Below are 15167 nucleotides of genomic sequence, written 5' to 3'. Positions count from 1 at the left end.
GTCAACGCTTGCTCAGGCAAATATGCAAAAGGGGTGAACCTTTTCGCTCTCAGCGCGTCAGCTGCGCATACAGCGTGGTCAGCACCTGCGGCAGGGTCTCGGCGCGCTGCACCACCACGTAGCCGCGGCTGCCGAACAGGTGCGGCAGGTAGTCGCCGGCCTCGCGGTCGATGGTGACGCAGAACGGCGTCACGCCGTCGCGGCGCGCCTCGAGGATGGCCTGGCGCGTATCCTCGATGCCGTAGCGTCCCTCGTAGTGGTCCATGTCGTTGGGCTTGCCGTCGGAGACGATCAACAGCAGGCGCCGCTGCGCCGGCTGCTGCACGAGGATGCGCGCCGACTGGCGGATCGCCGCACCCATGCGCGTGTAGTAGCCGGGACGCAGCGCCAGGATGCGGCCGCGCGCGGCGTCGTCGAAGGCGTCGGCGAAGTCCTTCAACAGCAGGTAGCGCACTTCGTGGCGCTTGAGCGAGGAGAAGCCGTAGAGGCCGAAGGCGTCGCCGCTGGCGGAGAGCGCCTCGGCGAACAGCAGCAGGCTGTCCTTGATGACGTCGATCACGCGGCCCGCCTCACCCACCCAGCTCTCGGTGGAGAGCGACAGGTCGGCCAACAGCAGGCAGGCCAGGTTGCGCTCGCCCGGCGGCCAGGCCTGGTACAGCCCCGGCTCGCCCTGCGCCACACCGCTCTGGCGTTCGGCCATGAAACGGATGACGCGGTCGAGGTCGATGTCGGGCCCGTTGGTTTCGCCGCTCTTGCGCGTGCGTTCCGGCGCCAGCGCCTGGAACTGGCGGCGCAGCCGCCGTGCCAGCGGCAGCAGCCGATCCGGCAGCGGCGCCGGGCTGGCGTCGCGCGGGTGCATCGGCAGCAGGCGGCAGTGGTCGTCGATCAGCCGTTGCCGTTTCCAGTCCCATTCCGGCAACAGCAGGCCGGGGCCGAGCGGGGTGTCGTCGTACTCGGCGGAGGGCAGGTCGAGGTCGAACTTGAGGCGGCTGCCGCGCGTCTTGCTGTCGGCGGCGATGCTGAGCTTGTTCATGTCCTCGGCGGCGGCGGCGTTGTCCTCGTCTTCATCCTCGTCGTTGTGGCGGTTGACCTTGACGTACTCGTCCCAGGTGAACAGGCTTTCGGCGCGGAACACCATCAGCATGCCGTCCTTCTTGTCCTCCGGCACGATGCGCTGGGCGCGGTAGCGGCGGCGCTTCTGCGCGCTCTCGCGCGCCTTGTGCTCGCTGTCGTCGTCGGCCGGGGACTCCCCCGCGGCGCCGCCATTTTCGGCGCCGGTCGGCGGCGCCGGGTGCAGCCACAGCGGCACCGGCTGCGGCGGACGCTTGACCTCGGGCAACGCCACCTCGCGTTCTGGGTGCTGCAGCGCCTGGCGGATGGCCTGCTCCACCGCGGCCTCGGGCGCCGACAGCCGCGCCGGGTCGGGGCGCAAGGCGAGCAAGGCGCCCACCAGCTGGTGGTAGCTGGCGGCGAGCCCGGGCATGCGTGCCAGGCAACGCTGCGTCGCCAAGCGGTTGCGCGTCAGCCAGTCGCCGCGCGGCGCCGGCTCGGCGGCCAGCGCCATGAGCCAGAAGTACAGCGCGCGGTTGAGCATGGCGGACGGGAACAGATCGAGTTTCTCCGGCAGATACAGCGCCTGGCGGTCGCTCCAGGCCAGTTCCACCTTCTCGCCGATGCCGGCCACGCGCTCGAGCAGCGAGCGGCGCGCGCCGTGCTCGGTGCCGACGGTGGAGCGCAGCACCAGCGCCGGGTCGCCGCCCATGGCACGGAAAAACGGCGGCGCCAACCGGGTCACGCCGGCCAGCGTCACTGCCGCCTGCGGGTGGCCGCGGTAGGCGGCGCGGGTGATCAGCCGGTCCCACCAGCCTCCGACAATATCTTCCATCGTCAATGCTCCTGACGGTGCCGCCACAAACCGGGCAGCGGGTAGCAGAAAGGCTGGTCGGCCAGCACCCGGGCCAGCGCCGCGATCCCCATCAGCGCCAGCACGGCGTGCAGCGCGAGGAAGGAGAGGATCAGCGGCAGCCAGCCGGCGGCGCGGGAGGGGTCCAGCAGCAGGCCGCTCAACGCCAGCGGGACCAGCAGCATGCCGGCGCGCCAGGAGGCCCCCCAGGACTGGTGCAGGGCTTCGGCCAACCTGGGCGTGGCCTGGCCGCGCCAGCGCCGGCGGCACCAGCACAGCAACAGGAAGGCGATGCCGGGGGCCAAGAGCAGGTTGGCGAGATACAGCGCGTGGGCCAGCACCACCTTGTGCTGTTCGTCCTGCCGTTCGTCGTCGCCCATGTCAGGCGGCGAACTGGGTGTCGATGACGGCCAAGAGCGCCGCCAGGGTGTCGGCGTCGTCGGTCAGCGGCTCGGCCAACGCGGTGCGGCAGGCGGTGAGCGGTGCCATGCCGGCGGCCATCAGCTTAGCGGCGTAGACCAGGAGGCGGGTGCTGACCGATTCGTCCAGGTCGTAGCCGGAAAGGCGGCGCAGCTGGCCCGCCAGCGTCACCAGTTGCTTGGCGCGCCCGGCGTCGATGCCGCTCTCGCGCACCACCACGGCGTGCTCCACCTCGGGCTGCGGGAAGTCGAAGGACATCGCCACGAAGCGCTGCCGCGTCGACGGCTTGAGGGTCTTCAGCACGTGCTGGTAGCCGGGGTTGTACGACACCACCAGCATGAAGTCGGGCGAGGCCTCCAGCACCTCGCCGGTGCGCTCGATCGGCAGGATGCGGCGGTCGTCGGTGAGCGGGTGCAGCACCACGGTGGTGTCCTTGCGCGCCTCGACCACTTCGTCGAGATAGCAGATGCCGCCCTCGCGCACGGCGCGGGTGAGCGGGCCATCGCTCCAGTAGGTGGCGCCGTCGCCGATCAGGTGGCGGCCGACCAGATCGGCGGCGGTCAGGTCGTCGTGGCAGGACACGGTGATCAGCGGCAGGCCGAGGCGCGCCGCCATGTGGGCGACGAAGCGGGTCTTGCCGCAGCCGGTGGGGCCCTTGATCAGCACCGGCAGCTGCTGACGCCAGGCGGCCTCGAACAGCTCGCATTCGGAGCCGACCGGCTGGTAGAAAGGAACATCAAGCTGGGCCGAAACGGTGGGTGCGTTCATGGCGTTCTCTCACAGGAAACTAAAAATCAACACGGCGCTCACCAGCGCCAGCCAGCCGTGCACGGTCAGCCGCAGCCAGGCTGGGGCGTGGCGCAGGGCCATGTAGTGCTCGACGATGGCCAGACCCTTGAGCCAGGCCACCGACAACGCCGCCAGCGCAAGGTGGCCGGGGGTGAGGTGAGCGTCAGCAAGAAAAGCCGCCAGCAGGGTCAGCGCGGTCAACCACAGCCACACCCGCCAGACGGTAGGGAAATCTCTCAAAGCGTTCATAGTCATCAACTTACGCGTCGGGCCCCGGCCTCACCTTGACCAAGGGCAAGCAATAAAAATCACTCAGAACCGGTTCAGGATGTGTCGCGGGTGGCCCTCGGCTGGGCTACGCCATGGCGTCCCGATCAGGGACGTGCAACACGATCGTGGACAGGCTCTAACGTGCCACGTACACCAGCGCGAACAGCACCACCCACACCAGGTCCACCATGTGCCAGTAGGCGGCGGCGGTCTCCACACCGGCGAGCTGGCCCGGCCGGTAGCGCCCGTCGCGGGCGTACACGGCCACGGCACCGATGATCACCATGCCGAGGATGACGTGCAGGAAGTGGAAGAAGGTGAGCGACAGGTAGAACATCCAGAAGGTGTCGCTCGACAGCGTGATGCCGGCGGCGAACTTGCCGGCGAACTCGCCGCACTTGAGCACCACGAAGCCCATTCCCAGCGCCACGGTCAGCCACAGCAGACGCCGGGCGGTGCGCTGGCGATCGAGCACGAAGGCCCGCACCGCCGCCGACACGCTGGCGCTGCCGGCAATCAGCAGCAGGGTATTGACGGTGGGCACGCCCAGCGCCAGCTGGCGCTGGCCGGCGACGAAGGTGGCAGGGTCGTGCGCCCGGGCATAGCCGTAGGCGAGAAAGAACACCCCGAACACCAGCAGCTCGGCGAGGATGAAGAACCACATCGCCAGATCGCCCGGCACCTCGCGCGGGTTGGCCGAAGCCGACAGGGTTACGCTCTGGTTCATATTTGCCTCCCAGGGTCCGGCCCGGCCCCGCATCGCACACGCAGCGGGCCAAACCGGCTTCCGATAAAAAAAGGCGACCCGAATCCCCCCGGGCCGCCTTTAGCTACACACACTCAGTGGGCGGCTTCGTCGGTCTTGCCCTTGACGAAGAAGCTGATGATGTAGAGCGCGAGACCGATGAAGAACACCACACCGCTGGCTTCACGCAGCCAGTAGTAGGTCGCGGCATGGTCCTGAGCGGCCATGAACGGCATCGGCGTGGTACCCATGCGCTGCAGCGACACCTGCACGTAGCCGGCGGCGGTCAGGAACAGCGTGATGGCCACCATGGCGAGGGTCATCAGCCAGAACGACACCATCTCCAGTTTCTGGGCGCCGCGGCTGTTGGCCTCGCGACCACGCAGCTTGGGCATGGTGTAGGAGATCATCGTGATCACCACCATGGCGTAGGCACCGTAGAAGGCCATGTGACCGTGCGCGGCGGTGAGCTGGGTGCCGTGCGTCAGGTAGTTCACCGGAGCCAGCGTATGCAGGAAGCCCCACACCCCGGCGCCGAGGAAGGCCATCACACCGGTCCCCAGGGCCCACAGCACGGCGGCCTTGTTCGGATGTTCGCGACGGCGACGGTTGACCATGTTGAAGGCGAACAGCGTCATCATGAAGAACGGAATCGGTTCGATCGCCGAGAAGATCGAGCCCCACCACTGCCAGTACCCCGGGGTACCGATCCAGTAGTAGTGGTGACCGGTGCCGATGATGCCGGAGATCAGCGTCATGGCGATGATCACGTACAGCCACTTCTCCACCACCTCGCGGTCGACGCCGGTCACCTTGATCAGCACGAAGGCCAGCATGGCGCCCATGATCAGTTCCCACACGCCTTCCACCCACAGGTGCACCACGTACCACCAGAAGTACTTGTCCAGCACCAGGTTGGTCGGGTTGTAGAACGAGAACAGGAAGAAGATCGCCAGGCCCCACAGCCCCAGCATCATCACCAGGCTGACGCTGGTCTTGCGGCCGGACAGCACGGTCATCGACAGGTTGTAGAGGAAGGACAGCGCCACCAGCACGATCCCCACCTTGGTGATGGTGGGCTGCTCCAGGAACTCGCGTCCCATGGTCGGCAGGATCTCGTTATGGGTCAGCTGGGCCAGCGTGGCGTACGGTACCGACAGGTAGCCGACGATGGTCAGGGCGCCCGCCACCAGGAACACCCAGAAGGTGATGATGGCGAGTTTAGGACTGTGCAGCTCCCGTTCCGACTCCTCCGGAATCATGTAGTAACCGGCGCCCATGAAGCCGAACAGCAGCCACACGATCAACAGGTTGGTGTGCACCATGCGCGCCACGTTGAACGGAATTTCCGGGAACAGGAAATCACCGATCACGTACTGCAGGCCCATGATCAGGCCGAACACGATCTGGCCGAAGAACAGCCCGATGGCGGCAATGAAGTAAGGCTTGGCTACCGCCTGCGAGCGGTATTTCAGCCGGGTGGCGGCGTGTTCCTCCACACCCCGAGGGGTGTCGAGAACCGCCGTGGTCGAGGTACTCATGCGAATCTCCCTAAATCTGACAAGAATTCATCCCGCTCGGCAGCCTTAGCCTTCGATGTTGGGCGGCCAGTTGTTGGTATTGATCTCGGAGCTGTACTTGAGGAAGGCGACCAGGTCGTCCAGTTCGCCGTCGGTCAGATGGAACTGCGGCATCTGGCGACGACCCGGGGCGCCGGTCGGCTGACCCTTGATCCAGGCCTTGATGAACTCCGGTCCGCGGCGCTGGTAGACGTTGCCCAGTTCCGGCGCAAAGTAGGCGCCCTCACCCAACAGGGTGTGGCAGCCGATACAGTTGCGCGTCTCCCAGATGTTCTTGCCGCGCGCGACCTGCTCGGTCAGGTTGACGCGGTTGTCGCGCTTGGGCAGCGCCTGGGTGGTATCGAACGTCAATGCAAGAAACAACAGAAAGAAAAACACCGCCCCACCATAGAAAATATTGCGGGCGGTCGACTTGGTGAAGCTGGCGCTCATACGGCCTCCTATCACATATCACCGGAAACACCCGGTGCCTGGGGTAAACTGTATGGGCGATACATGTTTACGACATTGATGCGAATCAACGATTTCCCGGCCGCGCCATTCCTACACTTGCGCCATTGTCATCGCCTTGCTGCAGGAGTCCGCATGAACCACCCCGCCTCTCCCCCCCTCTCGGCAGCGGCCGCCAGCGCCGCTCAGACCGCCTCCGCCAACGACGACTTTCCCCCCGGCACGGTCTGTCTGATCGGCGCCGGACCGGGTGATCCGGAGCTCATCACGGTCAAGGGACTGGCCCGGTTGCAACGAGCCGAGGTGGTGCTGTACGACCACCTGGTCGACCCCGCCGTGCTGGCACTGGCGTCGCCCTCGGCCTGGCGCATTGACGTCGGCAAGGAAGCCAGCCGCCACACCTTGCCGCAGGGCGAGATCAACGCCCTGCTGATCCGCCAGGCACGCCAGGGCCGGCGCGTGGCGCGCCTCAAGGGCGGCGACCCGTTCCTGTTCGGCCGCGGCGGCGAAGAGGTCCAGGCGCTGGCCGAGGCCGGCATTCCGTGCGAAGTGATCCCCGGCATCACCGCCGCCTGCGGTGCCGCGGCGCGCGGGCTGATCCCGCTCACCCACCGCGACCACGCCCAAGGCGTGAGCTTCGTCACCGGCCACCGCCGCGACGGCGAAGACGAACTCGAGTGGACGCGCCACACCGGCGCCGAGGAAACCCTGGTGATCTACATGGGCCTGGCCGAAGCGGCGCGCATCTGTGCCGAGCTGATGCGCCACGGCCGCCCCGGCACCACCCCCGCCGCCGTGATCGAGCGCGCCACCACGCCGCAGCAGCGCATCGTCAGCGCCGACCTGGCCACCCTGCCGGCACGCATCGCGGCGGCCGGCGTGCGTCCGCCAGCCTTGCTGATCATCGGCGAGGTGGTGCGGCTCTACCCGACGCTGAGCGCCGCCTCAGCCCCCGTGGCAGCCGCGCCGGCATGAGCCTGCCGGCACGCACCGGAAGTGTTGCATCGACCCGACACCGGCCCCGAGCAGGGCCGGCGCGCATCGGCCCGGCGGTAGCGGCTCGGCAGCTCAACAGCCGACCAGTTTCGTCACCAAAGCGACTATTCTCCCCGCCGGCTCCCCGCGTCGGCGGGCACCGCCGACACCCTGCCCGCTGCGCCGCGTCCGTGCCGCCGCCGGCGCGTGACGAATCACGTTGACAGGCTGCGGCGGCATCTCTAGATTCGGCACCAGCCGCGTCAAACATTGCGGGAGAGACCACCTTGAGCGGTGGCGCCGAAGGGGTATCGCCCCAGAAACTCTCAGGCAAAAGAACCGCAATGTCGTTCGGCTCTCTGGAGAGTAGGCCCGTGAGGCCTCGCCGAAGGAAGCATGGCCGGGTGCCCGTCACCCCGCCGTAATCTCTCAGGCAAAAGGACAGAGGGGGCGTCATCTGACCTGTGTCGGATGGGGACCCGCGTCCGTGCCGTTGCACCCGCCCTTTACCCCTTCCCTCGCCCGTGCGGGCCACAGGTCGACACCAACGACCGGGCACGCGGCGGCCGCCATTGGCCGCCGGCCCTGCAACAACAAGGACAGCACATGTTTACCCAGGATATGCAGATTGCCGGCTTCGACGACGCCCTGTGGAACGCGCTGGAGGCCGAGCGCCAGCGCCAGGAAGATCACATCGAGCTGATCGCCTCCGAAAACTACACCAGCCCGCGCGTGATGCAGGCGCAGGGCTCGCAACTCACCAACAAATATGCCGAAGGCTACCCCGGCAAGCGCTACTACGGCGGCTGCGAGCACGTCGACGTGGTCGAGCAGCTCGCCATCGACCGCGCCAAGCAGCTGTTCGGCGCCGACTACGCCAACGTGCAGCCGCACTCCGGCTCGCAGGCCAACGCCGCCGTCTACATGGCGCTCTTGGAACCGCACGACACCGTGCTGGGCATGAGCCTGGCGCACGGCGGCCATCTCACCCACGGCGCCAAGGTCAACTTCTCCGGCAAGATCTACAACGCGGTACAGTACGGCCTCAACCCGGACACCGGCGAGATCGACTACGACGAAGTGCAAAGGTTGGCCGAAGAACACAAGCCGAAGATGATCGTGGCCGGCTTCTCCGCCTACTCCCTGGTGCTCGACTTCGCCCGCTTCCGCGAAATCGCCGACAGCGTCGGTGCCTACCTGTTCGTCGACATGGCGCACGTCGCCGGCCTGGTCGCCGCCGGGCTCTACCCGAACCCGGTGCCGTTCGCCGACGTCGTCACCACCACCACCCACAAGACCCTGCGCGGCCCGCGCGGCGGCCTGATCCTGTGCAAGAGCAACCCGGAGCTGGAGAAGAAGTTCAACTCGCTGGTGTTCCCCGGCATCCAGGGCGGCCCGCTGATGCACGTCATCGCCGCCAAGGCGGTGGCCTTCCTCGAGGCGCAGCAGCCGGAATTCAAGGCCTACCAGCAACAGGTCATCGCCAACGCCCGCGCCATGGTCACGGTGTTCCAGAACCGCGGTTACAGCGTGGTGTCCAACAAGACGGACGACCACCTGTTCCTGCTGTCGCTGATCAGCCAGGGGCTGACCGGCAAGGCGGCTGACGCGGCACTGGGCGCGGCGCACATCACGGTGAACAAGAACGCCGTGCCGAACGACCCGCAAAGCCCGTTCGTCACCAGCGGCATCCGCATCGGCACCCCGGCCGTCACCACGCGCGGCTTCAAGGAAGCCGAAGTGGAGCGCGTGGCCGGCTGGATCTGCGACATCCTCGACGACATCGAGAACCCGGCGGTGATCGAGCGCGTCAAGCACCAGGTGGCCGAGCTGTGCGCAGCTTTCCCGGTGTACCGCGGCTAAGAACCCGCCTCACGATCGGTCGCGCACGCCGCAGGATGGGGGCAATTCAGAGGAACCCATCATCGATGGATTTCCCATCCTGCGATGAGGACAATGCCAACAGCCCTCTCGGAAACGTGGCAGGATCGTGACCCTTGATCAAGTTTTACCCCGGCCGGAAACGGCCGGGGGTTGTCTCCCGAATTCATCAGGCCCCCGCCTAGCGGGGTGCCGTAGCAAGAGAAGCAACCATGGCAATCAGCGTCTTTGACCTGTTCAAGATCGGTATCGGCCCGTCCAGTTCGCACACCGTGGGGCCGATGCGTGCCGCGCGCCAGTTCGTCGCCCGGCTGGAGAAGGACGGCCTGCTGGAAAGAGTGGCCAGCGTGCGCAGCGAGCTGTTCGGCTCACTCGGCGCCACCGGCAAGGGCCACGGCTCGGACGTGGCGGTACTGCTCGGCCTGCAGGGCGAACTACCGGACGAAGTCGACACCGACGCGGTGCCGGCCATGGTGGCAGCAATCCGCAGCAACAAACGGCTGTCGCTGCTCGGCCAGCACGAAGTGGTGTTCACCGAGCCGGAGCACCTGGTGCTGCACAAGCGCAAGTCGCTGCCCTTCCACCCCAACGGCATGACCTTCGAGGCCCGCGACGACGCCGGCAACGTGCTCGACAAGCGCGCCTACTACTCGGTAGGTGGTGGCTTCGTGGTGGACGAGGCGGCGGTGGAGGCCGGCTTCGTGCCGCCCGGCGCCACCGAGCTGCGCCATCCCTTCAACAACGCCGCCGAGCTGCTGGCGCTGTGCAAGGAGCACAACAAGCCGATCAGCCAGATCATGCTGGAGAACGAACTGGCCTGGCGTAGCGAGGAAGAAGTGCGCGCCGGCCTGCTCAACATCTGGCACGTGATGCAGGCGTGCGTGAAACGCGGCTGCGCCCACGAAGGCATCCTGCCCGGCGGCATGAAAGTCAAGCGCCGCGCCGCCGATATGCACCGCAAGCTGCTGGCGGCGCCCGAGGCCAGCCTGCGCGACCCGCTCACGGTGATCGACTGGGTCAACCTCTACGCGCTGGCGGTAAACGAAGAGAACGCCGGCGGCGGCCGCGTGGTGACCGCGCCGACCAACGGCGCGGCCGGCATCGTGCCGGCGGTGCTGCACTACTATTCCCGCTTCGTGCCCGGCGCCAATGAAGACGGCGTGGTGCGCTTCCTGTTGACGGCCGGCGCCATCGGCATCCTGTTCAAGCTCAACGCCTCGATCTCGGGGGCGGAAGTCGGCTGCCAGGGCGAAGTCGGCTCGGCCTGTTCGATGGCAGCGGGCGGGTTGGCCGAAGTGATGGGTGGCACCCCGGAGCAGGTGGAAAACGCCGCCGAGATCGGCATGGAACACAATCTCGGCCTCACCTGCGACCCGGTGGGCGGCCTGGTGCAGGTGCCCTGCATCGAACGCAACGCCATGGCCTCGGTCAAGGCCATCAACGCGGTGCGCATGGCGCTGCGCGGCGACGGCCAGCACTTCGTCTCGCTCGACCGCGTCATCAAGACCATGCGCGACACCGGTCGCGACATGAGCACCAAGTACAAGGAAACCGCCCGCGGCGGCCTGGCCGTGAACATTGTCGAGGTGCCGGTCAACATCGTGGAATGCTGACCGCGTGCCCTCGGCACCCTTCCTCTGACGTCCCTTCCCCCGCTCGCCGGGGGGTCTTTTTTTGTCTGGCCCGCCTCAGCGATACAGCGCCGGAAACGCGCGGCGCAGGGCGTCGAGCTTGGGCAGATCGTTGATCACGATGTAAGGGTTGTCCGGGTGCAGCGCCAGGAAGTTCTGGTGGTAACCCTCGGCCGGATAGAACGCCTTGAGCGGCACCACCTGGGTGACGATGGGTTGGCCGAACACGCGCGCCTTGTCCAGCTGCGCGATATAGGCCTGCGCCACCTGTTTCTGGCCGGCGTCGGCATAGAAGATCGCCGAGCGGTACTGCGTGCCGTGGTCCGGCCCCTGTCGGTTCAGCTCGGTCGGATCGTGCGCCACCGCGAAGAACACCTGCAACAGCTGGCCGTACGATACCTTGGCGGAGTCGTAGGTGATCTTCACCGATTCGGCGTGGCCGGTGGTCCCGCTGCTGACGGTCTCGTACTGGGCGCTGGCGGCGCTGCCGCCCGAGTAGCCCGAGACCACGCTGGTGACGCCCTTGACGTGCTTGAACACCGCGTCGACACCCCAGAAGCAGCCACCGGCGAGCACGGCGACCTGGCTGCCGTGCACGGGGAGAGGCACGCCGGCAAAGGCTGGCACGGTCTGGGCACGAGCCGGCGCCAGCAGGCCGCTGCCGACCGACAGCACCAACAACAGGGTACGGATGCGAATCATGGTCTTCCTCCTCAGCAAGTGGGATGGGAACGTGACGCCGGGCGCCGCCGGCAAAACCCTGCTGGCGTCGTTGCCCGCGTGCGAATCCTTAGGTTCACCCAGCAAGCTTTTGCCGCACGACGTGTACCGTAGCGTCGCAAAAACGTCGGCCAAGTCGCGTTTTCTGCCAGCGCCCGCCCGGCCAGGAACGTGGCACCGGTTTTGTCAGCGCCGTTTAGCCGAAGGTAAACGCGAACGCCTGCACCCCGGCGTCGAGAAACTCGATCTGGAAGGTGCGTTCCCGTGCACCTGCCTGCTGACGCACCAGCTGGTACAGCCGGTTGCCGTCGACTGTACCGCTGCCGTCAGCACCGACGTCGGCACCGTGGTCGGCTCCCGGTGCCGCACCATCGAGCGTGACGCGGAAGCGCACCGGCGAGCCAGGCGGATTACCCAGCACCAGATGCAGGTCGCGGCCGCGGAAGCGATAGACGATGGCCCCCTGCGGGCGCGCCAACGTGGCCGATTCGCCCCCCACCTTCCAGCGGCCAGCGAGCCCCCATTGGTTGAGCACTGGAGCAGGCGGCACCGAATACAGGGCGACACGATCCGGCCGGAAGCGCTCGGGCGAAGCGAAATGCTCGGCGCGTTCACTGCCGATATAGGTTTCCGGCGAGACATTGACGTCGCCACCACCGGCCGCCATCACGCCCTGGGCGGGCAACGGCAGCACCCGGGCCATCGGGCCGGACACCTTGGAGTGGGCCTCCGCCAGCAACTGGCGGATCGCCGCTGCGGTGTGGGCGTAGTCGCCCTCGCCGAAGGTGTGGTCGCGTACCCGGCCCTGGGCATCGATCAGGTAGTGCGCCGGCCAGTACTGGTTGTGGTAGGCGTTCCAGATGGAGAAATCGTTGTCCATCGCCACCGGGTAAGGGATGCCGAGGTCGCGGATGGCTTTGCGCACATTGCCCTCGTCGCGTTCGAAGGCGAACTCCGGGGCGTGCACGCCGATGATCACCAGCCCCTGGCCCTGATATCGGTCCCACCACGACTTCAGATAGGGCAAGGTGCGCAGGCAGTTGATGCAGGAGTAGGTCCAGAAATCCACCAGCACCACCTTGCCACGCAACGAGGCCAGGCTCAGCGGCGGCGAATTGAGCCAGCGCGTGGCCCCGGTGAGCGCCGGCGCCGGCCCTTCGTCCGCCAGTTTGAGGGTGCCCGCCACCGGCATCACGCCCGCGTTCGGCGCAGGCGCGACGGGCGGCGTGGCGCGAGCCGACAGCGTGTTGATCAGCGCCTGCTCGGTGCGGGCGGTGCTGGCGTAGGAGATTTTTGCGAGATATTGGGTGTCCAGCCCGAGCGCGATCGCCGTCACCCCGGCCAGTACCGCGACGCCGAGCCCGCGCCGGATCCACTCCTCGGCTCCCAGGCCGCGCTTCATCAGCCGGAAGAGACGGCTGCCGGCGAACAGCGCCCCGGCCAGCGAGGTGCCGGCACCGGCGGCAAAGGCCAACAGCAGCAGCGCCGTGTGCGCGTTGGCACCGTTCAGCGCGGCGCCGGCCAGCACCAGCCCCAGGATCGGCCCGGCGCACGGCGCCCACAGAAAGCCGATTGCGACGCCCAGCAACAGCGCACCCTTGACGCTGCCCTGGTGCTCGGCCTGCTGCTGCAATTGTCCGCCCAGCCGTACCAGCGGCCGCATCACGCGCTCGGCCAGCGCCGGCAGCAGCAGGGTCAGCCCCAGTAGCGCCATCAGCACCAGTGCCGCGATACGACCGTATTGATTGGCCGCCACCACCCAGCTGCCGCCGACCGCGGCGAGCGTGGCCACGCCGGCGAAGGTGAGCGCCATGCCGAGCAGGATCGGCAGGCCGGCGCGCCGGAACGGCTGGTCGGCACGGGCGAACACGAACGGGATCACCGGCAGCACACACGGGCTGAAGATGGTCAGCACACCGCCAAGGTAGGAAAGCATCAGCAATAACATCGCACCACCTCCGCTTTCAGGATGCCTTGGCCAGCGGAACGAAACGCAGCGCCACGGTATTCATGCAGTAGCGCAGCCCGGTCGGCGGCGGGCCATCGTCGAACACGTGACCCAGGTGCGCCTCGCACAGGGCACAGAGCACCTCGGTGCGTACCATGCCGAGCGTCACGTCGCTGTGCGTGGCGATGTTCTGCGCGGCAATCGGCTGCCAGAAACTCGGCCAGCCGGTGTGCGAGTCATACTTGGTCCGGGAACTGAACAGGGCGTTGCCGCAGCAGACACAACGGTAGAGTCCGGCATCGTGCCGGTCGTAGCCGGGAATGGAAAACGGGGGCTCGGTGCCTTGCCGGCGCGTCACGGCATACGCCAGGGGCGACAGCACGCGCCGCCATTCGGCGTCCTTCTGCACCAGCGGCAGGGTAACTGGGCCGAGCGGCGTTCCCGCATCCGAGAACTTGATCACCGTCACCATCCGGGGAGCGAGCGCGGAGGTGGCGGCGCGGGCTGCGCGATGCATCGCGAGCAGCGCAACGCTCCCCCCGCTCAGGCAGCGCAGAAATTGTCGACGTTTCATGATCAGGACCTCCCTTCCCCTTTTAGTCGCGCCGGGAGGCTATTCCTTACACTCCGACCGGCGGACCAAACGATAAAAGGTGTTCCGAGAGGACACGCACATGTCGAAAGGACATTCCGTCCTTCCGGAAAGTTTCCCGCTGCCCCGAACCACGCTTTGCCGACAACTCCTGCTGATGCTAGTGCGAAAACCCCGAGGCCGTTTCGCTGAGGCTCTTGCCCTTGGTTTCGGGGGCCAGCCATTGCGACACGCCGGCACCGACAGCGGCGATGCCGGCAGCGATCAGAATGGTCACCGAGGGGCCGAGATTGCTCATGGCCCAGGGCATCAGGAACGTACCGAGGCCGGCCCCGATCCGGCTGAAGGCGGCGGCAAAGCCCGTCCCGACCCCGCGTATCTCGGTCGGGAATACTTCGCCCGGGTAGATACAGGTCAGCGTACCGCAGCCTGCGTTAAAGAACGAAAACGCGAGGAACAGGCCCAGCACGGCCATCCCCGGCGCATCTGTCCACAAGCCGAGAATCACGAGAAGCACGGTGATGATCCACTGCGGCGGCACCGTGAGCACGCGACGGCCCGCCTTGTCGATCAACAGGACCGTGGCCACACTGCCGGCCAACGCCACCGCAGACAGCCCGACGCCACCGGCCAGACCGCCGCCGAGACCGAATTTCTGCAACACGCTGTCGGCGAACGTGGCGATCGCGAAGTACGGCGTGACGACACAGAAAAAGAACAGCGACACGAACAGCGTGGACCGCCAATACTGACGGGAGAACAGCTTCCGGAAGCCTCCGCCCGAGTGGGCCACCTCCTTCTCAATGTCGGCCAAGTCGGAGGCACTTCCCATATACCGACGCGCCACGGAGCGCGCCTGCTCCGTACGGCCCTTGCTCCACAGCCAGCGCGGCGATTCGGGCATGCCAAGTCGGCCGAGGAACAACGCCACCGCGATGAACGTGCTCGTGCCGAGAATGTTTCGCCAGCCGAGGTCCGTATGCTGGTTCAGCAGATAGCCCACGACGAAGGCGAACATAAAACCGGCGTACCAAGCAATGAGGGTCAGACCCATGAGCCGTCCACGGTGCCGGGCTGGGGAGAATTCCGACAGCATCGGCCAACCGACGGAGTATTCTGCGCCGATTGCGACGCCCATCAGCAACCGCACCACGAACAGTTCCAGAGGCGAGTTTGTGAAAAACTGCATGACCGACGCGATCACGAACAATCCGATGTCGAGCATGAACAGCGGTTTGCGGCCGAACTTGTCGCCCGCCCACC

At 66.9% G+C, this 15167-nt stretch carries 14 protein-coding genes and 1 riboswitch; of the genes, 3 read left to right on the top strand and 11 right to left on the bottom strand.

Annotated elements, in window-relative coordinates; all coding sequences use genetic code 11:
- Positions 1 to 49: 49 nt before the first annotated feature.
- From AC3WG5_RS15790 to AC3WG5_RS15760, 7 genes are all read right to left on the bottom strand, one after another.
- The gene (locus AC3WG5_RS15790; RefSeq protein ID WP_014086631.1) at positions 50 to 1885 is read right to left on the bottom strand and encodes a nitric oxide reductase activation protein NorD; all 1836 of its coding nucleotides are present in this window, start codon (positions 1883 to 1885) and stop codon (positions 50 to 52) included.
- 2 nt (positions 1886 to 1887) lie between these two features.
- A complete protein-coding gene (locus tag AC3WG5_RS15785; protein WP_482582708.1) occupies positions 1888 to 2283 on the bottom strand; it encodes a hypothetical protein in 396 nt (131 codons plus the stop codon).
- Position 2284: 1 nt separating this feature from the next.
- Entirely contained in the window at positions 2285 to 3091 is an 807-nt protein-coding gene (locus AC3WG5_RS15780; protein ID WP_492569489.1) for a CbbQ/NirQ/NorQ/GpvN family protein, read from the bottom strand.
- Between the two features lie 9 nt (positions 3092 to 3100).
- A complete protein-coding gene (locus tag AC3WG5_RS15775) occupies positions 3101 to 3361 on the bottom strand; it encodes a cytochrome C oxidase subunit IV family protein (protein ID WP_014086629.1) in 261 nt (86 codons plus the stop codon).
- Between the two features lie 157 nt (positions 3362 to 3518).
- Complete coding sequence (locus tag AC3WG5_RS15770) at positions 3519 to 4109, bottom strand: cytochrome c oxidase subunit 3 family protein (protein WP_008953028.1); 591 nt, start codon at positions 4107 to 4109, stop codon at positions 3519 to 3521.
- 113 nt (positions 4110 to 4222) lie between these two features.
- Positions 4223 to 5668, bottom strand: coding sequence for a cbb3-type cytochrome c oxidase subunit I (locus AC3WG5_RS15765; RefSeq protein WP_482582713.1), 1446 nt, complete (start codon positions 5666 to 5668; stop codon positions 4223 to 4225).
- A 45-nt stretch (positions 5669 to 5713) separates the two neighbouring features.
- The gene (locus AC3WG5_RS15760; protein ID WP_008953030.1) at positions 5714 to 6139 is read right to left on the bottom strand and encodes a c-type cytochrome; all 426 of its coding nucleotides are present in this window, start codon (positions 6137 to 6139) and stop codon (positions 5714 to 5716) included.
- A gap of 153 nt (positions 6140 to 6292) precedes the next feature.
- Between AC3WG5_RS15760 and cobA the strand changes: the two genes are divergently transcribed.
- From cobA to AC3WG5_RS15745, 3 genes are all read left to right on the top strand, one after another.
- On the top strand, positions 6293 to 7132 hold the full coding sequence (gene cobA, locus AC3WG5_RS15755) for a uroporphyrinogen-III C-methyltransferase (RefSeq protein WP_492569485.1): 840 nt from the start codon (positions 6293 to 6295) through the stop codon (positions 7130 to 7132).
- 263 nt (positions 7133 to 7395) lie between these two features.
- Positions 7396 to 7484: riboswitch (glycine riboswitch) on the top strand.
- 254 nt (positions 7485 to 7738) lie between these two features.
- A complete protein-coding gene (gene glyA / locus AC3WG5_RS15750) occupies positions 7739 to 8995 on the top strand; it encodes a serine hydroxymethyltransferase (protein ID WP_492569483.1) in 1257 nt (418 codons plus the stop codon).
- Positions 8996 to 9225: 230 nt separating this feature from the next.
- Positions 9226 to 10626 carry an L-serine ammonia-lyase gene (locus AC3WG5_RS15745; RefSeq protein ID WP_008953033.1) on the top strand — a complete coding sequence of 467 codons (1401 nt, stop codon included), beginning with the start codon at positions 9226 to 9228 and terminating at the stop codon, positions 10624 to 10626.
- 75 nt (positions 10627 to 10701) lie between these two features.
- Here AC3WG5_RS15745 and msrA read toward each other — a convergent pair whose 3' ends face one another.
- The 4 genes from msrA to AC3WG5_RS15725 form a co-directional block, all read right to left on the bottom strand.
- A complete protein-coding gene (gene msrA, locus AC3WG5_RS15740) occupies positions 10702 to 11346 on the bottom strand; it encodes a peptide-methionine (S)-S-oxide reductase MsrA (RefSeq protein WP_492569480.1) in 645 nt (214 codons plus the stop codon).
- Positions 11347 to 11560: 214 nt separating this feature from the next.
- Positions 11561 to 13312, bottom strand: coding sequence for a cytochrome c biogenesis protein DipZ (locus AC3WG5_RS15735; protein ID WP_492569479.1), 1752 nt, complete (start codon positions 13310 to 13312; stop codon positions 11561 to 11563).
- 16 nt (positions 13313 to 13328) lie between these two features.
- Positions 13329 to 13886, bottom strand: a complete 558-nt coding sequence (msrB, locus tag AC3WG5_RS15730) for a peptide-methionine (R)-S-oxide reductase MsrB (RefSeq protein ID WP_492569478.1) — start codon at positions 13884 to 13886, stop codon at positions 13329 to 13331.
- 178 nt (positions 13887 to 14064) lie between these two features.
- Positions 14065 to 15167: MFS transporter (locus tag AC3WG5_RS15725; protein WP_492569477.1), on the bottom strand; the 1103-nt coding region annotated here is incomplete at its 5' end.

This window comes from Pseudogulbenkiania sp. FW507-F1 (assembly GCF_058781125.1).
This window is presented reverse-complemented; position numbering and strand designations above follow the sequence as displayed.